This window comes from Bradyrhizobium sp. MI1.4, from assembly GCF_055811315.1.
In genome coordinates, this window is record NZ_JBVVPP010000001.1 from 373,054 (window position 1) to 392,274 (window position 19,221).

General features: G+C 64.1%; 26 protein-coding genes and 1 pseudogene. 6 read left to right on the forward strand and 21 right to left on the reverse strand.

Annotation, left to right across the window (positions count from 1 at the left end):
• Nucleotides 1-430 precede the first annotated feature (430 nt).
• The 3 genes from AC0L23_RS01820 to AC0L23_RS01830 form a co-directional block, all read right to left on the reverse strand.
• Entirely contained in the window at nt 431-649 is a 219-nt protein-coding gene (locus AC0L23_RS01820; protein WP_007609614.1) for a hypothetical protein, read from the reverse strand.
• Between the two features lie 82 nt (nt 650-731).
• Nucleotides 732-1,037 carry a GlsB/YeaQ/YmgE family stress response membrane protein gene (locus tag AC0L23_RS01825; RefSeq protein ID WP_085353548.1) on the reverse strand — a complete coding sequence of 102 codons (306 nt, stop codon included), beginning with the start codon at nt 1,035-1,037 and terminating at the stop codon, nt 732-734.
• Entirely contained in the window at nt 1,034-1,231 is a 198-nt protein-coding gene (locus AC0L23_RS01830; RefSeq protein ID WP_085353549.1) for a hypothetical protein, read from the reverse strand. Before AC0L23_RS01830 ends, AC0L23_RS01825 begins: the two co-directional genes overlap by 4 nt.
• A gap of 374 nt (nt 1,232-1,605) precedes the next feature.
• Between AC0L23_RS01830 and AC0L23_RS01835 the strand changes: the two genes are divergently transcribed.
• On the forward strand, nt 1,606-2,340 hold the full coding sequence (locus AC0L23_RS01835; protein WP_085353550.1) for a DUF1236 domain-containing protein: 735 nt from the start codon (nt 1,606-1,608) through the stop codon (nt 2,338-2,340).
• Nucleotides 2,341-2,465: 125 nt separating this feature from the next.
• Here the strand turns inward: AC0L23_RS01835 and AC0L23_RS01840 are convergent, their stop codons facing one another.
• Both AC0L23_RS01840 and AC0L23_RS01845 read right to left on the reverse strand, forming a co-directional pair.
• The gene (locus AC0L23_RS01840) at nt 2,466-2,936 is read right to left on the reverse strand and encodes an SMI1/KNR4 family protein (protein ID WP_018454516.1); all 471 of its coding nucleotides are present in this window, start codon (nt 2,934-2,936) and stop codon (nt 2,466-2,468) included.
• 123 nt (nt 2,937-3,059) lie between these two features.
• Nucleotides 3,060-4,067: an acyl-CoA desaturase gene (locus tag AC0L23_RS01845; protein ID WP_018454517.1), complete on the reverse strand. Its 1,008-nt coding sequence runs from the start codon at nt 4,065-4,067 to the stop codon at nt 3,060-3,062.
• 205 nt (nt 4,068-4,272) lie between these two features.
• Between AC0L23_RS01845 and AC0L23_RS01850 the strand changes: the two genes are divergently transcribed.
• Complete coding sequence (locus tag AC0L23_RS01850; protein ID WP_085353551.1) at nt 4,273-5,070, forward strand: transglycosylase SLT domain-containing protein; 798 nt, start codon at nt 4,273-4,275, stop codon at nt 5,068-5,070.
• 119 nt (nt 5,071-5,189) lie between these two features.
• Here AC0L23_RS01850 and AC0L23_RS01855 read toward each other — a convergent pair whose 3' ends face one another.
• From AC0L23_RS01855 to AC0L23_RS01865, 3 genes are all read right to left on the reverse strand, one after another.
• Nucleotides 5,190-5,465, reverse strand: coding sequence for a hypothetical protein (locus AC0L23_RS01855; protein ID WP_027517656.1), 276 nt, complete (start codon nt 5,463-5,465; stop codon nt 5,190-5,192).
• A gap of 146 nt (nt 5,466-5,611) precedes the next feature.
• A complete protein-coding gene (locus AC0L23_RS01860) occupies nt 5,612-6,271 on the reverse strand; it encodes a cell envelope biogenesis protein TolA (protein WP_085353552.1) in 660 nt (219 codons plus the stop codon).
• A gap of 221 nt (nt 6,272-6,492) precedes the next feature.
• On the reverse strand, nt 6,493-7,029 hold the full coding sequence (locus tag AC0L23_RS01865; protein WP_085353553.1) for a helix-turn-helix domain-containing protein: 537 nt from the start codon (nt 7,027-7,029) through the stop codon (nt 6,493-6,495).
• Nucleotides 7,030-7,220: 191 nt separating this feature from the next.
• Between AC0L23_RS01865 and AC0L23_RS01870 the strand changes: the two are divergent.
• Nucleotides 7,221-7,553, forward strand: a pseudogene (locus tag AC0L23_RS01870) (zinc ribbon domain-containing protein YjdM); the annotation flags it as partial.
• 127 nt (nt 7,554-7,680) lie between these two features.
• On the opposite strand, the gene AC0L23_RS01875 reads toward AC0L23_RS01870, so the two are convergent.
• The 5 genes from AC0L23_RS01875 to AC0L23_RS01895 form a co-directional block, all read right to left on the reverse strand.
• Entirely contained in the window at nt 7,681-8,601 is a 921-nt protein-coding gene (locus AC0L23_RS01875) for a DMT family transporter (RefSeq protein WP_085353554.1), read from the reverse strand.
• A gap of 90 nt (nt 8,602-8,691) precedes the next feature.
• Nucleotides 8,692-8,838: a hypothetical protein gene (locus tag AC0L23_RS01880; RefSeq protein ID WP_162847293.1), complete on the reverse strand. Its 147-nt coding sequence runs from the start codon at nt 8,836-8,838 to the stop codon at nt 8,692-8,694.
• Nucleotides 8,839-9,084: 246 nt separating this feature from the next.
• On the reverse strand, nt 9,085-9,339 hold the full coding sequence (locus AC0L23_RS01885; RefSeq protein ID WP_085353555.1) for a hypothetical protein: 255 nt from the start codon (nt 9,337-9,339) through the stop codon (nt 9,085-9,087).
• A gap of 191 nt (nt 9,340-9,530) precedes the next feature.
• Nucleotides 9,531-9,734, reverse strand: coding sequence for a hypothetical protein (locus AC0L23_RS01890; RefSeq protein WP_085353556.1), 204 nt, complete (start codon nt 9,732-9,734; stop codon nt 9,531-9,533).
• Nucleotides 9,735-9,748: 14 nt separating this feature from the next.
• Complete coding sequence (locus AC0L23_RS01895) at nt 9,749-9,931, reverse strand: hypothetical protein (RefSeq protein WP_085362184.1); 183 nt, start codon at nt 9,929-9,931, stop codon at nt 9,749-9,751.
• A 132-nt stretch (nt 9,932-10,063) separates the two neighbouring features.
• On the opposite strand from AC0L23_RS01895, the gene AC0L23_RS01900 reads away from it, so the two are divergent.
• Nucleotides 10,064-11,374, forward strand: a complete 1,311-nt coding sequence (locus AC0L23_RS01900) for a M15 family metallopeptidase domain-containing protein (RefSeq protein WP_085353558.1) — start codon at nt 10,064-10,066, stop codon at nt 11,372-11,374.
• 10 nt (nt 11,375-11,384) lie between these two features.
• Here AC0L23_RS01900 and pdxY read toward each other — a convergent pair whose 3' ends face one another.
• The 3 genes from pdxY to AC0L23_RS01915 form a co-directional block, all read right to left on the reverse strand.
• Nucleotides 11,385-12,197 (reverse strand): pyridoxal kinase, encoded by an 813-nt coding sequence (gene pdxY / locus AC0L23_RS01905; RefSeq protein ID WP_018454527.1) that lies wholly within the window; start codon nt 12,195-12,197, stop codon nt 11,385-11,387.
• A 49-nt stretch (nt 12,198-12,246) separates the two neighbouring features.
• Nucleotides 12,247-12,888, reverse strand: coding sequence for an FMN-binding negative transcriptional regulator (locus tag AC0L23_RS01910; RefSeq protein ID WP_085353559.1), 642 nt, complete (start codon nt 12,886-12,888; stop codon nt 12,247-12,249).
• 92 nt (nt 12,889-12,980) lie between these two features.
• Complete coding sequence (locus AC0L23_RS01915) at nt 12,981-13,625, reverse strand: TetR/AcrR family transcriptional regulator (RefSeq protein ID WP_026232754.1); 645 nt, start codon at nt 13,623-13,625, stop codon at nt 12,981-12,983.
• Between the two features lie 27 nt (nt 13,626-13,652).
• Between AC0L23_RS01915 and AC0L23_RS01920 the strand changes: the two genes are divergently transcribed.
• On the forward strand, nt 13,653-14,387 hold the full coding sequence (locus AC0L23_RS01920) for an O-methyltransferase (protein WP_231188563.1): 735 nt from the start codon (nt 13,653-13,655) through the stop codon (nt 14,385-14,387).
• Between the two features lie 254 nt (nt 14,388-14,641).
• Here AC0L23_RS01920 and AC0L23_RS01925 read toward each other — a convergent pair whose 3' ends face one another.
• Both AC0L23_RS01925 and AC0L23_RS01930 read right to left on the reverse strand, forming a co-directional pair.
• Entirely contained in the window at nt 14,642-14,956 is a 315-nt protein-coding gene (locus AC0L23_RS01925) for a hypothetical protein (protein ID WP_085353560.1), read from the reverse strand.
• An 83-nt stretch (nt 14,957-15,039) separates the two neighbouring features.
• A complete protein-coding gene (locus AC0L23_RS01930) occupies nt 15,040-15,219 on the reverse strand; it encodes a hypothetical protein (RefSeq protein ID WP_026232755.1) in 180 nt (59 codons plus the stop codon).
• A gap of 139 nt (nt 15,220-15,358) precedes the next feature.
• Between AC0L23_RS01930 and AC0L23_RS01935 the strand changes: the two genes are divergently transcribed.
• Nucleotides 15,359-15,601 carry a DUF3551 domain-containing protein gene (locus AC0L23_RS01935; RefSeq protein WP_231188564.1) on the forward strand — a complete coding sequence of 81 codons (243 nt, stop codon included), beginning with the start codon at nt 15,359-15,361 and terminating at the stop codon, nt 15,599-15,601.
• Nucleotides 15,602-15,655: 54 nt separating this feature from the next.
• Here the strand turns inward: AC0L23_RS01935 and AC0L23_RS01940 are convergent, their stop codons facing one another.
• From AC0L23_RS01940 to AC0L23_RS01950, 3 genes are all read right to left on the reverse strand, one after another.
• Nucleotides 15,656-15,934, reverse strand: a complete 279-nt coding sequence (locus AC0L23_RS01940) for a hypothetical protein (protein WP_026232756.1) — start codon at nt 15,932-15,934, stop codon at nt 15,656-15,658.
• Between the two features lie 174 nt (nt 15,935-16,108).
• Nucleotides 16,109-17,095 carry an SH3 domain-containing protein gene (locus AC0L23_RS01945; RefSeq protein ID WP_085353596.1) on the reverse strand — a complete coding sequence of 329 codons (987 nt, stop codon included), beginning with the start codon at nt 17,093-17,095 and terminating at the stop codon, nt 16,109-16,111.
• A gap of 168 nt (nt 17,096-17,263) precedes the next feature.
• The gene (locus AC0L23_RS01950) at nt 17,264-19,186 is read right to left on the reverse strand and encodes an FAD-binding monooxygenase (protein ID WP_085384030.1); all 1,923 of its coding nucleotides are present in this window, start codon (nt 19,184-19,186) and stop codon (nt 17,264-17,266) included.
• Between the last annotated feature and the right edge of the window lie 35 nt (nt 19,187-19,221).

The window sequence follows — 19,221 nt, forward strand, 5'->3', positions numbered from 1 at the left end:
CGGGGCGGATGAGCTGACGTTACGGAGCCGCCAATCGAAGGCGGTCCCGGATGTTGCGTTGGTGCGGCTAGCGCCAACCGCGATGACGGCCCCTGCTCCAGCCGTAGTGATGACCGCGGCCGCCACGTCCCATGTGACCGTGGCCATGTCCATGGCCTCCGCGCGCGAGAATCACCGGACTGTCGGAGCCAGCGACCAACGTCTCAGCCGCAACGCGGGGCATGGCAGAAGCGGAAAATGTCGACATTGCCGCGATTGCGCACGCGGCAACGCCGATCAACAAATGACGTATCATGTTGGGGATTCTCCAGGAGCCGCGTGATAGCGGCAGAGATGAATGCTTCCGCCGCCCCAGAGTTCCATCGAAACATCAGGGAACGGCAATGAACGCGAGCCCTTCTGCGCCGGCACGCACGCTCGCGGACCGGCATCAATCACGCGGCGAGATCTGAAGCTCCATCAACGCCATGCGCTCCAGGACAGCGGGGTCTCGCTCGCCCTCCTTCGCTGTGCGAAGGATTGTTTCCGCGATCGACCGGACATGCGCGGAGCTGACCGGGGCCGGCAGTGACGCCACCGCCGTGTCCAGCGCAGTTTTCATGATGCCGATGGTTTCAGGCGTAAAAGATGCATTCGAAAAGTCTAACATGCTGGATCCGATCCGGAGGTCATCACGAGCGTCTTTGCCGCGGGCGTCTCACCGGCGCCTGATGCGGCTGCGTGAGCAAGGGTCACCAACGCCGGCCCCAGCTGCCGCGCCAGCTGCTTCCCCATCCACCACCACCGCGCACCAGCCGGACGACGAGGAGCAGCAGGACCGCGCCTACGGTCGCGTTGACGATCGCGCTGATCATGCCGCTGCCGAGATGCACGCCGAGCTGAGGCAACAACCAGCTGCCGACAAACGCGCCCAGGATTCCGATGATGATATCGCCGATGATCCCAAAGCCGGTCCCGCGGACGATCTGGCCCGCCAGCCAGCCGGCGACGAGACCGACAAACAAGATCACCAAAAGGCTTTCGCCGGACATTCTCATTTTGTGACCTCGATCACTTGGTTGAAATGGCTGCTGATCTGCGCAATCCGGTCGACCAGGGCCGTCAGATGTCGCGGTAATGGGTCGTGCTCACCCCGAAGCCTGATCCGAAGGCGGTCTGCTATTTCATGAGAGATCGCCAGGCTGGAGCCGCGGTCGATCTGAATGGCATTGCGAACATGGGGGTTGTTCATGAAGGTTTCCGGTTGATACGCACGGAGGACGCTTCGCGCCGAGTCGCACTCACAACGCGACTGCGGTCTTTAACTCAGGCGAGGATCGGAGGTTCGATCTCGCAACGCTCGGGGATCACTGACACAACAGCCCCATCGAGCAAGAGTTCCTTCCGATTACAACTTATGTTTGAAATTCATCGGTCGCGTACAAGCCAACGCGGGATGCAAAGCTCTTGTTATCGCCGACTCATCTATTTTGCAGCTTTTTCGGATATCGAGGCATCAATCGTCTTTAAACCAGAAATAGAATCGGAACTGCAGCCCGTCGAGACCGTTCGTTCCCATGGCTGACGTTCGTCGGCATCATATTCAAATGAATTGAAAGAGATCAGATGAAACATACTTTGCTGGCTTCCGTCGCCGTTGTGGCGTTGTTCGCTGCGACCGGCACTGCAATGGCTCAAGGCGTCAATCAGGGCGGCGCCAAGGGTGCGGAGTCCCCCGCTGCCGTTTCGCCGAAAGCCGAAACCGCGGCACCGATGAATGCACCCACAGCAAAGGACGCCCCCACCGCGGCACCGCACGGCTCGCCGGCAGCGGCAACGCCGCAGCACGCACAGGGCGCGCCTGACGCAAAGCACTCCGGCGACGTCAAGGCCGATGGCAAGGCGAAGACCACGGAAACAATGGCCCCGGCCACCAGTTCGAAGCCGACTGCCGACAGCAAGACGCCCGGCGAGATGAAGGCGAATGGGATGACCAAGGCGCCCGATCCGGCCACCACGTCGAAGGACGTGAAGACCCCGACCGCCGAGAGCAAGCCTTCGGCGCCCGAGGGCAAGACGACCGGCAATGCCGCTACCACGGCGGTCGCGGCGCCTCCCGCCGAAAAGCGTACCCAGATCACTTCGGCCATCAAGCAGGAGAAGGTCGAGGAAGTCACCAACGTGAACTTCAACATCTCGATCGGCACCACCGTCCCGGCAGGCGTTCGTTATCATGCGATCCCGAGCCGCATCGTCGAAATCTATCCGGAGTGGCGCGGATACGAGTTCATTCTGGTGCACGGCAGGTACGTCATTCTTCGTCCGCACACCCACGAGATCGTCTATATCATCGAGGGCTAAGCGAAATCCGACGGATGACGCGCAAACCGAAAGGGCGGCTTATGGCCGCCCTTTTGTCGTTCGGCCCCACGCGATCATGATGGGTTTCGCAAGGGCTCAATCCGCCCGAACGGCTGCATATCCATTCACCCCTCTCCCAAGCCGAGAATGAAGGTTTCAAGATCGGGCGCGAGTTCGTTTGTGTTCGGGAAATCGGCGAACATGTCGCCACCGTCCACCGGTTCATGCTCGTGATCCCAGTAGAAGACCTGGCCATAACTGTCCTCCTCCAGACTCAGCAGGAACAGGTCGCCGCCGGGATCGGGAGCGAAGGGGCAGCTCAGTCGGGGAATTCGATTCATGCCCCGATACACATCGTAATTGTCGATGACGCCGTAGCTGTCGGTCGGATGCGTCGTGAACAGCACGTCCAAAACGGTGCGGTCGTTGCGCCAAGGCAGCTCGACGCCGCAGCGGTCGAAGCCGCCGCCGTCCGATTGCGCCAGTAGCTCCTTGTAGGGCGCGGGCAACGGCGCACCGATGTGTTGCTCCAGCGCACGGATGGCGTTGGAGGGCGCCGGTGGCCGTCGGTCGTCCATGAGATCCAGATAGTTCATCGGCCTAACTTTGTGCCCCGTGGGTCATCAAAGCGCCCGCGCCAGTGAGCCAACCGCCTCACCACACAACCAGATTGGTGTGGCCGAATCCCTTGGCGTAGTGGAACACCGAGCCCGTATGCTTCAGACCATCGCTTCGGTATCTGCCACTGGACGTTTTCCGCCGTCCGGATCTCCCGAGCGAAGCGTCCGGCTTCCGGCAGAGAAAATGTCCTGCACCAACCCGAGCTTGCCGAGTCCCAAAATGATCAGGCCGTTGATGTCGATCTCGTACCAGGCGTGCGAAATGTAGGCGTCGCGCGGAAACCGGTGATGGTTGTTGTGCAGGCCTTCACCGAAAGTGAGGATCGTGGTCACGAACTCGTTGGTGGTGCCGTCGTCGAGATCGAAGCGGCGGTAGCCGTAGCGGCCGTCGCTGTGGCAGACCGAGTTGACCAGTGATGTCGCCATGGTCATGAGGTAACTGCGGAACAGGCCGGAGAACAGGATGCAGCCGGTCATCGTGTGCACGCCGCCAAACGCGTAGCCGATCGCGCCCGGAATAATCACTGCCGAGAGCGCGTACCAGTACCAGCGCGTCCTGGTGAAGAACATGGCGATCGGATCGGCCAGGATATCCTTGGCGTAGTATTCGGCATCCGTGGTGGCCTGGTCCCACACCCAGCCGCCTTGCGCATGCATCATCCCCTTGGCGAAGGTGACATAGGGGTTGCCGTCGCCGTCATAGTAAGGGCTGTGGACGTCGCCGGGCTTGTCGGAGTGAAGATGATGCCGGCGATGATTGCTCACCCATTTCAGGATCGAGCCCTGCACCGCCATGGTGGCGATGGCCGCGAACAGCGTCCGCATCACCGGACCGCAGCGGAAGCTGCGGTGCACGAAGTAGCGGTGCATGAAGCCGATGCCGACCGTGGAAAGCGCGAACGTGCCGGCGAAGACCGAAACCTCCACCCAGCCAATGCCTTGCCAGAAGGCCCAGACCAGCGCCGCGATCGACCCACCGATCATGATGACGAAGGAGATGTAGGAATCGCGAAACTTGGCGTCGACCACGGGACCTTCGACCAGTACGCCCGGCGGCATTTTCCGCTCCGCAGCTTCCGCCGGCACCACGCTTTCGATTACGGTCATTCCAGCCGATCCATTCACACAAAATTAACCCTGCTGCGGCGCACAGTACAACCTCGGGTTATTTCCATCAAGGATTCGAGCTGCCGTGGGAGTACGGAGCGGCGACTTGAAAACAGGCGACCAGAGGAAAAAGAAGCCGGATTTCAAGGCCTGGTGACAGCGTTAACCAGGTACAAAGCCTCCGCAATGCACTCCCAGTAGACCGATGCCAGGACAAAGCAAGCGCCCCCTCCCTCGCCTTCGCAAGCTCCGGCGTAGCGCGCGATCGATGCGAAAGACCTTCGCCCGCGCACCGCGGATGGTTCGGATCGCGGGCGGCGCGGCGATGCTGCTTGCGGTCCTCGTCCTCGTGAACATCGCCTATCAAACGGTGCGCAAGCCGACCGAGCTGTTCGTCCTAGTCGGCCATGCGCTCGACAAGGAGCCATCGGACACGTGGCGGCGATACGGGCCGCTGTTCCGCAAGCATTCCACCGCGACGATCACGCCGGAATTGCTGGCCGCGCTGGCGCAGGTCGAGACATCGGGCAATCCGCTCGCGCGCACCTACTGGCGCTGGCGATGGAGCTTCAATCCGCTCGCGATCTATCGGCCCGCATCGAGCGCCGTCGGCCTCTTCCAGATGCTGGACGCAGCCTATGCTGACGCCGCGCGGTTCTGCGTTCGTGGCAACGCGGTCACGGAGGCCGGCTGCGGCTCGACCTTCCTCTATAGCCGCGCGATTCCGAGCCACGCCATCGAGCTGGCATCGGTGTATCTCGACCGCAATCTCGCCGATGTTCTCGCCCGCGCGGGCGATGTGAAGGCGAGTGCACGCGAGAGGCAGGATCTCGCCGCCTTCATCCATCTCTGCGGCGCAGGCCCCGCAACGGCCTTCGCACGCCGCAAGTTTCAAATGGCCGCCGACGAACGCTGCGGCGATCACCTCGTCGCGAGCTATGTCGCCAGGGTCAACGCGATGAAGCGGCAGTTTGTGCGGCTCGCCGCGGAGGACGGCGACTAGCAAAGGAGCGTAGCCCGGATGAGCGAAGCGACATCCGGGAATGCTGCGGCAACGTCCCGGATATCGCTTCGCTCATCCGGGCTACAGGAGCCAATCAATTCCGCGTCCGTCGGTGGCCTTCACCACCAGTACGGCCAGCGCCATCCCTCGTAGCGGACATATGACGATACCAAGGGCGGGCCGTAGGGATCGACCCGGTCGTCTTCCGGGCGATAACGATAGCGTGGAACGATATTGTAATCCCACGGCGTCGGCCGGAGCACGGGGACATCCACCCTCAGCCGTTGTTCATCCACCACTCGCGCCTTCCGCGCCCGGGCTTCGGCATCCGATATCCCGAGATTGCACAGCACCAGGGCGGTTCCGAGCGCACACGCGACAGTCATGATCTTCATGCGTTGGTCTCCTTCCCCCAAGAGTGCAAAAGGACGTCAAGCAAGGCAAGCGAATTTGCGATCAAGCTTTGCCGGAATGACCGATGCCGGCCGCCCCGCCGTCATTGCGAGCGGAGCGGAGCAATCCAGACTGTCGACCGCGGCCCCTACTCCCGCGCGCGCCGCACCGCCTCCGTCAGCTTCATCCTCTGCTTGTCCCACCGGCTCTGCTCCGTCTCGGCACGCTCCTCGAGCGCCGCGCGCTCAGCTTCGATCGCCTCCGCCCGCGATTCGTGCTGCCGCCTCGCGTCGTCCAGCGCCGCCTGCGCGTTCGCGACCGCCCTGTCGCGGCGCGCGCGCTCCTTGGCGCGAGCGGCCTCCTCCTTGCGGCGCTCGGCTTCCCGCCGCCGCTCTTCCTTCTCGAACGCCGCGGCGGCCTTGCGCGCCTGTTGATCGTCGACCTTGCGGGATGGTTCCTTTGCAGCCTTCGCCGGAAGCTTTCTCGGCTTGGACTTCGCTTTGGGCTTGGCTTTGCGGTTCGGCCTGGCCTCGTCGTCAGCGAGATCGGTCGGCAACTCGGAATGCTCGGTGAACGGGCCGTCCGATCCGACCGGGCGCCGGAGCACCACGCCCGGCTTCTCCATCGTTGCCGCGACGATGTCGGGGTCGTCGGTCTCCTTCGCGGCGCCCTGATGGAACAGATTGGACCTGGCGCCCCAGGCGTCCAGTGCCGCCTTCATCGAGGGCGCGGCGATCGCCTGGTCGTAGAAGCCGAGCGAGGTCTGGTAGGTCTTGAGTTTTCTTTTTGGTTTTGCTTTTTTCGGCATGTCGCTCCGCAGCTGGCAAGCCACCAGCTTCCTGCGGCGCCATCATGCCATACTGCCCCTGTTTTGCCCGACGAGTCAAATTCGATTCGGTATCGCCGAAGTCGATACCGGGCGCGGAGGCCCAATACCAACGTTTTCGGATTTCCAACACACTGAAATCCCTCGAGATTTCTACTGTGCATGGGGTTGTTTTCGACGTTTTTGTTTTGACGGCTCGCCACCTACGCTGCGTCGACATCCTCAGGCGCCGCCCCCGCGACGAGCCCGTCGAGGCCGACCATCAGGAGATCGGCGATGTGCATGAGCTGGTAGAGCGGAATGTCCGCCTCACCCTGCTCGGCCAGCGACACGAAGACCGGCGTGGCGCCGATCAGCTCTGCGAGCTGCGTTTGCGTGTAGCCGCGCCTCTCGCGCGCGCTTCTCACGCGCGCACCGATCCCGAGCCGGTGCCGGGACTGCTCGTCCGCGGTCATCATCACGGCCTGCTCGTCGGCGCTGGCATAGCCGTCCGCGAACGCGCTGCCGATCAGCCTCCCCTTGCGCCAGGCGACCCGGCAGTCCTTGCGCAGTCCGCTGCTGAAGACCAGCGTGAACTGCTCGGCGACCCAGAGCGAGGCGTTGAGGCCGAGGCGCGCGCCGGTGCCGGAGACATCGCGGATCGTGCAGGGCGCGCTGATGACCTTGCCGGTGCCGTTGTCGAATTCGACAATGCCGGTCCGCAAAATGTGATGTCTGACGGCGGCGCGGTGCTCGCTCATGACGGGACGCCCCTTGCGCGGCGACGTCGCAGCCGCAAATTCCGGACCTCGATACCGCAGAGTTTTTCCTGAACTCCTAAATTTCCAAGGGTTCGACCAGGACTGAAAGCCATGGTAAAGGATTTGCTCCCAATCCGTCTTTATCCGACGGACAGCGTGCGGCGCGCCCGTGACGGGCGACGAGGCGAATAATGACCGACGCGATGAAATGCCCGACCTGCAACTCCGAGCACGCCTATCAGGATCGCGGCCTCTGGGTCTGCCCGGAATGCGGCCATGAATGGAGCGGCACGGCAGAGGCCGTCGCGGACGCCGCGCAAGAGGCCGGCGTGCGCGATGCCAACGGCAATGCGCTCGCCGACGGCGACAGCGTCATCGTGATGAAGGATCTCAAGGTCAAGGGCTCCTCCTCCGTGGTCAAGGGTGGCACCAAGGTCCGCAACATCCGCCTGCAGGACGCTACCGACGGCCACAACATCGCCTGCAAGATCGACGGCATCGGCGCGATGAACCTGAAATCGGAGTCCGAGGCCCCGGACTCGCCAGGGCAAATCCGCCAGCGAGCGCGCCGAACGGCTGGGGCGGGAGCTGACCTGCCGCGGCGTCAAGTTTACCACCATCGAATGGTAAGCGCCGTCCGGTGGCTGCGATCTATCGCTGTCTCTGCGCCAGATAGAATCCGCACAGCACCGTCACCAATCCCGCCGTCTGCAATAGTGTCGGCGGCTCGCCGAGCAGGAGCCAACCGGTGAGCACCGTCAGCGCGGGCACGCAGGCGGGGACAACGGCGGCGCGGGCGACGCCGAGGCGTTGGACCGAGACGGCGAACAGATAAAGCGCAGCCGGGCCTGCAAGCACGCCCTGTGCCAGCGCCTGGATGGCGTTCTCACCGACACCGATCGCCGCGATCCGCGCGAGTCCGCCGGTCACGAGGTAGATCGGCAGCAACAGCAGCGACAGCACGTTGATGACGAGCGCAGCCGACACGGCGGAGACCCGCCAGTGGCGCACCAGCGCGCCGAAACCCGCGAACATCAACCCGGTCAGCACGAAGGTCAGATCGCCGAGCACGCCGTCAACGCCGATATGACCGATCGATTCCGCGCCGATCACGCCGAGCCCGCCGACGATGACGACAGCGCCGGCGATGCGCGACCAGGAGACATGCTCTTTCAGGAACAAGGCCGCGAGCAGCAGGCCGCCAAGCGTCGCGCAGGAGGGCTGGATCACGCTGCCATGGCCGAGCGGCACGAACAGAAAGCCAGTGTAGGAGATCAGCGACATCACGGGGCCGCCGAGCACCATCAGCGCAAGGCCCCTGCCCCAGCCGATGCCGCAGAGATCGGAGATTCCGCCGCGTATCACCAGCGGCAGGAACGCGATGCCGGACCAGACATAGCGATGCACGAGCAGATCGACCGGCGTGAAGCCGAGCTTGAGGCCATGCCGCGTGCCGGCAAAGCCGAGCGCCCAGAACAGCGCCGCGGCGAGGCCGCAGAGCACGCCGACAAGCGCCGGCGCCTGATCGTTCTTCCGAATGCGAGCGTCAGCGCCGCTCGTCCGCTGATCCATGGGACAAAGCGGTACGCCGACAGAGGCCGTCGCTCAACCCATGTGCCTGCAAGGCTGGCACGCAAGCGAGAGACGCCAGCGCGCCTTCGCTCAGAAAAATCCCGGGCTGAGATCGAGCCCATACGTCAGGCCGAGCACGAACACGAACAGCGCGGCGGCTGCGAACAAGGCGAGATGCTTGAGAATGAACGCGCGGGGCGAGACGCTTGCAACAACGGCTTTCTGTGCAACGGGCATGACTACTCCATTATGAAAATGATTCTTGGCTGCTCAATATGCGGCGCCCGCATCAAGCGCCGCGATCTGGAAAGCAACTATCAAAGAGATCACACTCGCTTTGAACGGCCGTACACAACCGGCACGTGATCATGACTCGCTGCGCCAAGAAAAGACCGCGCTCCCGAAAGGGAACGCGGTCCGGGCAGACTCGGAGAAAGCGAGCCTGCACACATTGGCTTGACGTTGGCTTGTGGCGTCCCCAGATCAGCGGGCGCTGCCCGTCGTGACGTCAGCCGTCTTCACCTGGCGCGGCGACAGAACGCGGGCCTGGTGGACCGAAGCGACAGTAGTGGGCGCCGAGGCCTGCTGCTCGACATGCGCGGCACCGAGCACGCGCACCTGCATCGGGGAGACCGGAAAGCCGTTGGCCTCATAAGTCGGCAGTTCGGCGGCGAAAGCCGCGGTGCTGCCCGCGATCGTCAGGATGGCGGCGGCGATTGACAGAGTCTTCTTGTTCATGGGTGATGCTCCTTCAGTGGAAGATTCGGAGCACATTTAAGCGCATTTTGCTGCATTGCGACATGCGTTGTTGCAATGCAACAGCGCGCCGGGTGCATGGCAAATATGTTTAATGCGCGCAATGTCTTGGCAAAATCACCGCCCCGGCGCGAAATGACACTCTCGCGAAATGACACTCTAATGAGCGGCGGTCAGCCGCCGAGCACGTGGCCCCAGCCGTCGAAAACGTAGCCTTTCCAAATCACGGTTCCGTCTTGGCCCGGCCGGCTGGCACGCCTGAAATCGTCGGCCTGCTCAGCAGTCCAGGTGATGATCGTATCGGAGAGTTGGTCGTGCAGGATGGCGGGCTCGGTGGGATCAAAGGCGTCCATCGGACGAAGCGAGGAATGCGTCATGCGCGCCTAACGCGCTAGCCGTGACAAGGTTGCCCAACGCGCCTGCGAAACACCGCCACGCGGCCCGCGCCAAAATATTCGCCTTTATCGAATTTTGCACAACGCTGGCGAGCAAGCGCCCGTGGAACCGCAATGGAACCCGCGTTGCCGCCGCGCAACACCTGCTCGAAAAGCCCGCTTTCGCCGAATTGCGCCATTGCGCCGCCACACCCTCCCCAGAACAATCGACGCGCGGCGTGCCTTTTCGTGCAAGACTGTTTGGCCAAGACTGTCTGGTCAGACTGTTCGGAGAAGACGAGGTTCAACAGAACCGTTTGGAGGCAGGGATCATGAATGATCGGCGGTCTCTTCTGGTGGCGGTCTCCTGCCCCTCGGCGGTTCTCGCCGGCTGGCTGGCGCTCTCTCTGTCCGCCTATGCCCCGGCCCTCATCGAGAACAGCGGCGCCAATGCTTCCGCCGTCTCGCGCGCGAAGGATCTCAGCCGACTTGACCTCGCCGACATCCCGCACGCTGCGGCCATCGAGGACGGCGTCGCCCTGACCTCCGATATCGCGGCCGCTGTCGCTGCGACACCAGAATTGGTCAATGCTGAAGCGGCAGCGCCCGAGGCGCCAGCTCCGGCCATCAAGCTCGCCTCGGCCGACCCAGTGCTGATCTTGCCGACCGAAGCGCCGCTCGCGCCGCAGATGTCGCCTGACCCGACACCAGTCGCCAGTGAGGTTGCTCCGGCTCCGGCGTCGGAGCCCGTGATAAAGCTCGCATCCGCCGATCCCACTGAGATCGTGACGACGGAGGCGCTGTCGCCCGCGACAATCGCGACCGGCCCCGCGCCCGTGGCGAGCAAGGCCTCGCCGTCTGCGGACACGACCGCGGTACTCGACGAATGCTACGTGATGGAAGCCTGCATCGACCGCTATCTCTGGGCGCTCTACCAGCGCACGGCCAAGGAAGACTCGATCAAGGTCACAGATCGCCGGGCCGTCACCGTCAAGCGCAAGGGCAAGATGGTCACAGTGATGCGCAGCTTCACGAAGCTGGTTGACGAGGACTTTGGCTGGAAGGATCCGAAGGCGGCCGACCGCGCCGGCATGTCGATGATGGACTACGTCATCGGCGGCATGGACAAGAGTTTCAAGAAAAAGCTGTTTCGCACACTGCTCGCGGCTGAGGCTGCCGGGCTTTCGCCGGGCATCACCAGCGCGTTCCGCGACGACTATCGCCAGTCGATCGCGAGTGGCCTGAAGGCCGCCTCCGACCGTTCCTATCACGGCGGCAGCACGCGCGGCGGCTACGGGCACGGCATGGCGGCCGACATCGTCAGCACCAAGGGCGACAACCGCGCGCAGCGCTGGGTCTCGACCGAGGTGCTGTGGAAGTGGGTCGACGCCAATGGCAAGGCGCTCGGCATCGGCCGCCCCTATCTCGGCCGCGATCCCCCGCATGTCGGCCCGGTCGATGGTACGGAATACGTCTCGCGCCGAGGCACGTCGGACCGCAAGGAAGCCAACGTCAAGCCGAGAAAAGCGCGGGCCGTGGCAAGCGCAAAGCCGCCGAAGGCGAAGGCACAGGCGACGCGCGAGCAGAAGGTCCCCGCGAAGCCGCAGAAATCAGCGCAATCAGCCACGAAGCGCGCGACCTGAGTTTGACGGCTTATCGTCGCGGCGTCGGCAACGGCACAAGCCGCATCTCCGCGGTGCCTGCTTCCTGCGTGCGCACCAGCACCGCATAGATGGTTTCGACTGCGAGCCGCACCGCCGCCTCGGTCGCTGTGCCCTTGGCCAGATGCGCCGCGATCAGGCCGGTGAGAAGATCGCCGGTGCCTGAGGGGCGGATCGGAAGGCGCGGCGTCGCAAAGCGCGACAACTGACCGCCGGCGCACAGAATCGTTTCCACCTGCCCTTCCGCCGTATCAGTGAGCGTGCAACCGGTGGCGACCACGTCGATGCGCCCAGTCCCGGCCAGCGCCGCGCACGCCGCGCGCAGGCCCTGCGCATCCGCGATGTCGAGGCCTGCGAGCAGCCCGAGCTCGAACTGGTTCGGCGTGGTCAGATTGGCGGCGGGCAGCAGCCGGTGCCGGACCACGTCCAGGATGCCGTCGGCGACATAAACCCGGCCGTCATCGCCGATCACGGGGTCGCAGAGATAGACCAGCTTCGAATTGCGGGTCAGCGCCCGCTCGACGAAATCGGCAATGACAGCGGCATTGCTGGGCGAACCGAGATAGCCGGTAACGAGGACCGCAGCCTCGTCGACGAGATCGCGCTCTTCGACGCCTCTCAGCAGATCTGAAACGAGCTCTGTCTCCAGCACCCGCCCGCGCAAGGTCGGATAGCGCGGATGGTTCGACAGCAGCGTTGTCGGCACGGCCGCGACATTCACCCCTTCCGCCTGCATCGCATAGGCGGCGGCGCTGTTGCCGACATGGCCGTGGACCACCTGGCTTTGAATGGAGATGACGAGCATGAGGGAGGTCCGTAGGAGTAATTGTCTAGCGAGAGAAGGGTCGCCCGGATCACGAAAACTCATATCCAAGTCCCGGCCGCAGCGCTTGCATCTTCCGCGCCAGCCGCCGATGCCCGCTCTCCTCCGACCGCGCAAGCCGGCCGGCGACCGCGACGTGGTCCACATCGCTCTTGTGCTGATTGAGCTTGGCCTGCCCCTCGACGGTATCCACCACGAGATCGACGACGCGGATCGCAGCCAGCATGCTCTCGCGCTTGCCGGGCTCCATCTGTGCGAGGTCCCAAGGTTTTTTTGGCAAGCGCGCTTCCGAGACCGCGAGTAGTGCATCGCCGTGCCTGCGGTTCTCGTCGAGCCCGCGCAGATGCGCTACGCCCGACAGGTGCACGGCCTCGTAAAGCCAGGTCGAGACGTTGTCGCGCGAAGAATACCAGTCATTGGAGATGTAGGCGTCGTCGCCGGCAACGATCAGCAGAAAGCGCCCCGCACCATCCGCGAGCGGGACGAGCGGATTCCTGGCGGTGAAATGGATTTGCACGATCGTGTGCCCGTCGCGCTGCTCCAGCACGAAGGGCACATGCGAGGCGCGTGGACCGCGCTCATCCGCCGCGACGATCGTGCCGAAGCCGCGCTGGCTTGCGAATTCCAGCGCTTGCTGCTCCTCGATGCGGAATTGGGGGCGGAGGACATGCATGGCGGGGCGCTCGTTGACTGGCTGAAGGACAAACCGAGGCTAACTCATGATCCAGTCAAGTCAGAAGGGGTATTGGCCCGCAAACGCGGATGTCAGGAATGATCCCGGAGTCGTGCCAGCTCATCGATATAGGCGCAGAACATGTCGGCCATTGCGTCGGCGTGACGCGCGATCTCCGCCTCGTTGCGCGGTGTCTCCGAGAACTGCTTGCCAACCTCGCTCAGCGTCGTCTTGATCAACTCGCCGGCAAGCGCCCGCGTCGCATCCGGCGCCCTGGGCAGGGCCTCCCGCATGAAGGCCGCGACTATGCCCTTACCGGCGGCCCGCGCGTCGTGTGCTTCGGGCGCATCGCGATAGAGCGGCGCGGCGTCGCTGAGCGCCGTGCGGATCGCAGCCTCCTCGCACTCGGAACGAATGAAGGCGTGGACGAGCGCGCGCAGCCGTACCAGTGGCGGTTTCGCCCGGTCCGCCAGGATGCCGCGCAGGAGCTCGCTCGTGCGCCGCCACTCGTCGCTCTGGAGGCGGAACAGGATCGACGCCTTGTTCGGAAAATATTGATAGAGCGACCCGACGCTCACCCCGGCCCGCTCGGCCACTCGCGCCGTCGTGAAACGCTGCGCCCCCTCCTTGGCCAAGACCTGAACAGCCGCGTCCAGAATGGCCGCCACCAGCTCGTTCGAGCGGGCCTGCTGTGGCTGTTTTCGTGAGGAAACTGAATGGCTTCGGCGATCTGCCATGGCACCCTCGGGCAACGCGAATAGCGAATGCGACGAATTAGTCGTATTTCAATTCTCACGCAAGCACTCGCAGCACGGCGACATCTGGAGACTACACATGACCACCCGACCATCACATCACTTGCGCCACTGCTCGATCGTCTGTTCGACCAGGACGAAGCGGCGCGCGGCGCGATGCGAGCCGCCTTCGCCGATGTGACCGACGCCGACCGCGCACGGATGATGCGGAGCAAGACCGCTTACCGCGACCTCTACGGGCGGCTGAAGGACGCACCGCTCGCGGTCTCCCGCGAGACCGGTCAACTGCTTTACATGCTCGCACGCAGCTCCCGCGCCAAAGCGATCGTCGAGTTCGGCACCTCGTTCGGCATCTCGACCCTGCACCTTGCCGCGGGCTTACGCGACAATGGCGGCGGCCGCCTCATCACCAGCGAATTCGAACCGTCCAAGGTGGCCCGGGCGCGCGAGAACCTCGCGGCCGGCGGGCTGCTGGACCTCGTCGAAATCCGCGAAGGCGACGCGCTGAAGATGCTTCAAGTCGACCTGCCCGACACGATCGATCTCGTGCTGCTCGACGGCGCCAAGGCGCTCTACCCCGATATCCTGGATCTGGTCGAAGGCCATCTCCGGCCGGGCGCGATCATCGTCGCCGACAACGCCGACGACAGCCCCGACTATCTGGCGCGCATGCGCAGCCCCGGAAGCGGCTACATGTCCACGGCCTTTGCCGAGGACGTCGAACTCTCCGTGCGGATCAACTAACGCCACGTCGAATCGGCGCGACACCAATGAGCCGCCGCGCGAACCATCGCGCGGCGGTTTCGTGCTGCGCTCCGCCGTGTCGCAGGTTCGTCACTGACGCGTGATAGTTGGACCCGGCAATGTCGCTGCCGCCTTCGTCGGCATCGCGCTGATCGTGTCCGGAGTGGTGGTCATCAACCTGTTCTCGGCGGCCACGGTGCATTGATGCCGGCAAGGCCTTCAGCTTCGCGACGCCGTCTCGCAGCCGGCTCACGCTATTGGCTTTGCGACGGCTTGGGAGGATGCGGCCTGGATCGCTTCGCGCCAGGCTTGGCCGCAACTCGCGGCGGCGCCGCATCGACCGATTCCAGATAGGCGGCAAGTGCCTTGGCTGTATCCGAACTGGTTGCGTAATGGTCTTTCAGGAACCAGGACAGCGTCAGGTTGAAGCGCCCTTTGGCAAGGCCGCGGGGGCTGCGATGGCACGTCGTGCAACCATCGGCGAAGAGCTTTTGCGGCGACTTGCCGGCATCGAGATTTTGCGCGGCGGCAAATGTCGCCGTCAGAACGGCCGCGGCTGCAAGAGTCATCGTTGGAAGAGTCATCAGGGGCGCGATCAGATCGCGCCCCGGTCGAAAGTACGAGATCAATGTCGTCCTGCCCGGTCTTGCGGTCAGGCCGCCAATAGCTGATCGAAGTCGGGCGGCGCGTAGGCCTTGCCGTCCTGGTCGGTGATGACGACCTTCCACCCCTCGCTCGCCCAAACCTTCGCCTTCGCCACGATGAGCAAACGGCTCTCGCGGGCAAAACTGCACTTCTCGTTGTCGCGTTCTGCGACCATCTTGTAGGCCAATGCGCATCCCCTTGCGTTGCCCCTGCACCTGCTCTCGTCGTGGCAGCGGGCTTTGGCGGCAATTCGCCGGGAGCGTGGCAATTTGGTGCCATCCGCGGCAGCATTGTGCTTTGTTCCGGCTGAGCGAAGGAGATCGATCGTGCGCCGCTTCATCAATGCGATTCTGCTTGTCGCGGGCTTGTTTGGTGCGGGCCTGCTCGGCGTGCCGCCGACAGCCGCCCAGACCTACGCTCCGCGCCATCCCGTCTGCATCGAGATCTACACGATCGACGGCCGCAGCATCGATTGCAGTTTTGCGACGATCGCGCAGTGCGCCGCGACCGCCTCCGGGCAGTCCGCCCAGTGCTACGCCAATCCTATGCCACGCGGAGCAGACAGCTGAGCCCGGTTCCGTCGCCGCCGCGACGAAGCCGATAGCATCAGGTCAGCGCTCCGATCAGTGGACGCGAATGATATGGGGACGGCCAAGATCGATCAGCCCCTGCACCGCCGAGAGGCGGTCGTCGAGAGCTGCGATGGTCAGCAACAAATTGTTGCGGCGTTCGTCGAGAAGGCCCATCTCGGCGCCGGAGAGTTTGGTGCTCGATCGCTCCTTTTGAATCACCTCGAGAGATTGGCGCAATCCGGCAATCAGGCCGGACAGCTGCTTGGCTTCCTTGGTCATCGACCGCTTGGCGACATTGTGGCGGCGCGTCTCCGCCTGGTTCTGTCTCATCGTCGTCATCCTCCCGTGCCCCGCTGCCCCGAGTGGAATGCTTACAGCTTTGAGTAGACATATTACGATCGATGAAATCTGCCCGCGAAGAAGCTTCTTAAATTGTATGGGCAGGGAACCCGTTCCGGCCCAAACAGAAAGCCCGGCGCGAGGGCCGGGCTTTCGTTGGCAACTTTAGTGCTTTTGGTGCCCGCCACCGGGACCGCCGGCCGGGGCACCGCCGCCGTGCGGCGCGGCGTTGATGTGAGGTGCGCCGCCGCCACCGCCGTGAGGCATCGCAGGCGCAGCCGCGCGCGGCGCAGGCATTTGGGCATGAGCGTTCATCGGCGAGCCGTGGCTCAAGTTGGGTTGGGCCACATGCGGCATCGCGGGCCGGCTCGCCGGCGCCGCTGATACACGCGGCACCTCATGCGGGCGCGCCATCGGCTGCGCACGCACAGCCGCGCGGTGTGCGGCCTGCTCGTGCATGATGCGCGCTTGTGCATCGCGCGGATTGCGGCCCTGGAGATTGGTCCGCTCATGCGCGATGCGGTCGCTTCGTCCCGCACGGCTCCGGTCCGCCGTCACCGCAGTCTCGTGCCTCGCCATCGCGGCGTCGCGCCGTGAAGTTATGGCATCGCGACCGGAGACCGCGGCCGCGCCCTTGACACTTTCCTTGACATTCGCACCGTTGCGCCCGAGTGCGACCGCCGCATCGCGCGTTGCCGCGCGGCCGATGCGAGCCGCGCGCGGATCGATCGTCATCCGCATCGCGTCGCGCTGATGCGAAGTCCAGTAGCTATTCCAGTGGGCATGCCGCCGATACCAGGGCCGCCCCTGATAATAGCTCGACCAGTACGAGGTCAGCACGAAGGGGACGATTGGCACGTCGATCTCGTCGACATAGTCGGGGAGATAGACGTAGTGATTGCGGTAGAGATATTCGAGGTATTGCGACGACACCCAGCCACGGTCATCCGAGAAGCTCACGTCGCACCAGGCGTTGCCGCGCAGGCAACCATGGATATCGACGCGGGCGCCCTCGGGGATGCGATCGACCAGGGGAAAGCCCGAACCCGGCCCGGCGCGCAGGCCGGTCGAGACGGTGACCATGCCCGGTGCGGCCAGCGCGGCCGTCGGGGCGAGCAGCAATGCGGCTAACAACACGCTTCGGAATTTCATGGCGTAGTCCTCCTCTTTCGAGTCGGAACGCGCCAGCGGAACGGGCGTTCCGCGTACGAAGGTCTCATCCGCCAAAAGATCGAGACGGATGCCGCGCGCGGTTCAATATTCATTCGCCGTTCATCGACACCGCGCGCAGAGAGAGCCTACGTGTGCGCCGCCGGCCCGTCAGTTCACTTGCAGCATGAAGCCGTCGAAGTACGCAGCAAGCGCAGCAAAATCATCGAGCGGCAGCACGGTCGCGACATACTGATCCGGCCGCACCACGACCATGCAGCCCGCCTTGCGGTCAATGCCGCGCATGGTGAAAACGTCCTGACCATTCTTGAGGTCCGGACAGAACATCTTCTCGTAGTCGATCAGGCCGTAGCGGCCCTTGCGCGGCAGCAGCAGCGCAGGCATCGCCTCGAGAGCGAGCTCGCGATGATCCTGCTGGAAGACCGCCCGCAGGTCGATCACGCTATCGATGTCGGCGACCGCGGGGGTGTAACGCCGGACCGGCGACTCCCGCGCATCGGAGAGAAAATTGCACAAGGCGCGAACGGCCGATCCGGTTGCTGCGGGATCCTCAGCGCCGGAGAAAGCGTAGATGCGGAAGCGGCCATCCGCCTGCGCAGCGTGACCGAGATGCACCGGCTTGGCATCCGCAAGCCGGATCACCGGTGCGGAATGAAATCGCGTGCCGATGACGAGGCCTTGCGCGAGATGCTGGTGGGACGTCGCTCCCGTCAGAACCGACGGGCGGTAATGCGTCGCCGTGCCCGCGGTGTAGCGACCGTGCCTCACGAAATAGTCCTGCGTCCTGGCGGCGTCGGCGCCGCCGGCCTTGGCGGCGGACGCAAGAATCCCCGCCCATTCCCGGTCGAAATCGATCAGCTCTTTGGCAACCGCCTGGCGCTCGGCCGAATAGGAATGCAGCAGGCTCGGCGCAGACTGCTTCCGCAAAACGGCAGCGAGCTTCCAGCCGAGATTGAAAGCGTCCTGCATCGAGACGTTCATGCCCTGCCCCGCCTTCGGGCTGTGGGTGTGGCAGGCATCGCCGGCGATGAATATCCGCGGCAGACGCGTAGCCGTCTCGGTCTCCGGCACGTCGTCGAACTTGTCGGTCAGGCGCTGGCCGATCTCGTAGACCGACCACCACGCGATCTCCTTCACATCGAGCGTATGCGGCTTGAGGATCCGCTGCGCTTTCGCGATCACGTCGTCGGCGGTGATATTGCGATTGGCGACGCGCTCGCCGATGTCGAGCTTGGCGAGCTCGACATAGAGGCGGACCATGTAGCCGCCCTCGCGCGGAATGATCAGCAGGCTACCGTCCTTCGCCGACTGAATCAGAGCCTTGAAGCGGATGTCGGGAAAATCGGTCACCGCCAGCACGTCCATCACGCCCCAGGCATGATTGGCGGAATCGCCGAGCAACTCGCGACCGATCGATTTGCGCACCGTGCTGCGGGCGCCGTCGCAGCCGACGACATAGCGCGCCTTGATGGTCTCGACCTTGCCCTCGTTCTCGGCATCGACCCGTTCGAGCCGCGCTGTCACGGCATGGTCGGCGGGACCCGCGGCCGGATCGACCTGAAGGTCGAGCAGGCGCCGACTGTAATGGGGCTCGAGCCTGCCCGGCGCCTTGCGCATGACGTCGAGAAAGCCGTCATGGATGCGCGCCTGGTTGAGAATAACGTGCGGGAATTCCGACAAACCGTCCTCGACGTCCTGCACCCGGCCGCTGCGGACGATATGTTCCGGCACCCGCTCGTCCGGCTTCCAGAATGTCGTCTCGTTCACCCAACAGGCTTCCTTCAGGACGCGCTCGCTGAATCCGAAGGCGTGGAACATCTCCATGGTGCGGCATGCGATGCCGTCGGCCTGCCCGACCAGCAAGCGGCCCGGCTTCTGCTCGACGATGCAGGTCTTGATGTCGGCAAACTGCGCAAGCTGGGCCGCAAGCGTCAGGCCCGCAGGGCCACAGCCGACGATGAGGACATCGACCTCTTCGGGCACGCCCCCCGTTGCGCCAGAAGGCTGAATGCGCGCGGCGGGATCGGCGATTTCGGGGTCGCCCGGCTGAAATCCATTGAGATGGAATTGCATGAGCACCTCTCCCGCCGATGTTCTGTTTGGATATT

Bases quoted from the DNA above. Each gene is read 5' to 3' on its own strand.
- AC0L23_RS01820 (WP_007609614.1), bottom strand. From the start codon at position 649: ATGTTAGACTTTTCGAATGCATCTTTTACGCCTGAAACCATCGGCATC.
- AC0L23_RS01825 (WP_085353548.1), bottom strand. From the start codon at position 1,037: ATGAGAATGTCCGGCGAAAGCCTTTTGGTGATCTTGTTTGTCGGTCTC.
- AC0L23_RS01830 (WP_085353549.1), bottom strand. From the start codon at position 1,231: ATGAACAACCCCCATGTTCGCAATGCCATTCAGATCGACCGCGGCTCC.
- AC0L23_RS01835 (WP_085353550.1), top strand. From the start codon at position 1,606: ATGAAACATACTTTGCTGGCTTCCGTCGCCGTTGTGGCGTTGTTCGCT.
- AC0L23_RS01840 (WP_018454516.1), bottom strand. From the start codon at position 2,936: ATGAACTATCTGGATCTCATGGACGACCGACGGCCACCGGCGCCCTCC.
- AC0L23_RS01845 (WP_018454517.1), bottom strand. From the start codon at position 4,067: ATGACCGTAATCGAAAGCGTGGTGCCGGCGGAAGCTGCGGAGCGGAAA.
- AC0L23_RS01850 (WP_085353551.1), top strand. From the start codon at position 4,273: ATGCCAGGACAAAGCAAGCGCCCCCTCCCTCGCCTTCGCAAGCTCCGG.
- AC0L23_RS01855 (WP_027517656.1), bottom strand. From the start codon at position 5,465: ATGAAGATCATGACTGTCGCGTGTGCGCTCGGAACCGCCCTGGTGCTG.
- AC0L23_RS01860 (WP_085353552.1), bottom strand. From the start codon at position 6,271: ATGCCGAAAAAAGCAAAACCAAAAAGAAAACTCAAGACCTACCAGACC.
- AC0L23_RS01865 (WP_085353553.1), bottom strand. From the start codon at position 7,029: ATGAGCGAGCACCGCGCCGCCGTCAGACATCACATTTTGCGGACCGGC.
- AC0L23_RS01875 (WP_085353554.1), bottom strand. From the start codon at position 8,601: ATGGATCAGCGGACGAGCGGCGCTGACGCTCGCATTCGGAAGAACGAT.
- AC0L23_RS01880 (WP_162847293.1), bottom strand. From the start codon at position 8,838: ATGCCCGTTGCACAGAAAGCCGTTGTTGCAAGCGTCTCGCCCCGCGCG.
- AC0L23_RS01885 (WP_085353555.1), bottom strand. From the start codon at position 9,339: ATGAACAAGAAGACTCTGTCAATCGCCGCCGCCATCCTGACGATCGCG.
- AC0L23_RS01890 (WP_085353556.1), bottom strand. From the start codon at position 9,734: ATGACGCATTCCTCGCTTCGTCCGATGGACGCCTTTGATCCCACCGAG.
- AC0L23_RS01895 (WP_085362184.1), bottom strand. From the start codon at position 9,931: ATGGCGCAATTCGGCGAAAGCGGGCTTTTCGAGCAGGTGTTGCGCGGC.
- AC0L23_RS01900 (WP_085353558.1), top strand. From the start codon at position 10,064: ATGAATGATCGGCGGTCTCTTCTGGTGGCGGTCTCCTGCCCCTCGGCG.
- pdxY (WP_018454527.1), bottom strand. From the start codon at position 12,197: ATGCTCGTCATCTCCATTCAAAGCCAGGTGGTCCACGGCCATGTCGGC.
- AC0L23_RS01910 (WP_085353559.1), bottom strand. From the start codon at position 12,888: ATGCATGTCCTCCGCCCCCAATTCCGCATCGAGGAGCAGCAAGCGCTG.
- AC0L23_RS01915 (WP_026232754.1), bottom strand. From the start codon at position 13,625: ATGGCAGATCGCCGAAGCCATTCAGTTTCCTCACGAAAACAGCCACAG.
- AC0L23_RS01920 (WP_231188563.1), top strand. From the start codon at position 13,653: ATGCGACGAATTAGTCGTATTTCAATTCTCACGCAAGCACTCGCAGCA.
- AC0L23_RS01925 (WP_085353560.1), bottom strand. From the start codon at position 14,956: ATGACTCTTGCAGCCGCGGCCGTTCTGACGGCGACATTTGCCGCCGCG.
- AC0L23_RS01940 (WP_026232756.1), bottom strand. From the start codon at position 15,934: ATGAGACAGAACCAGGCGGAGACGCGCCGCCACAATGTCGCCAAGCGG.
- AC0L23_RS01945 (WP_085353596.1), bottom strand. From the start codon at position 17,095: ATGAAATTCCGAAGCGTGTTGTTAGCCGCATTGCTGCTCGCCCCGACG.
- AC0L23_RS01950 (WP_085384030.1), bottom strand. From the start codon at position 19,186: ATGCAATTCCATCTCAATGGATTTCAGCCGGGCGACCCCGAAATCGCC.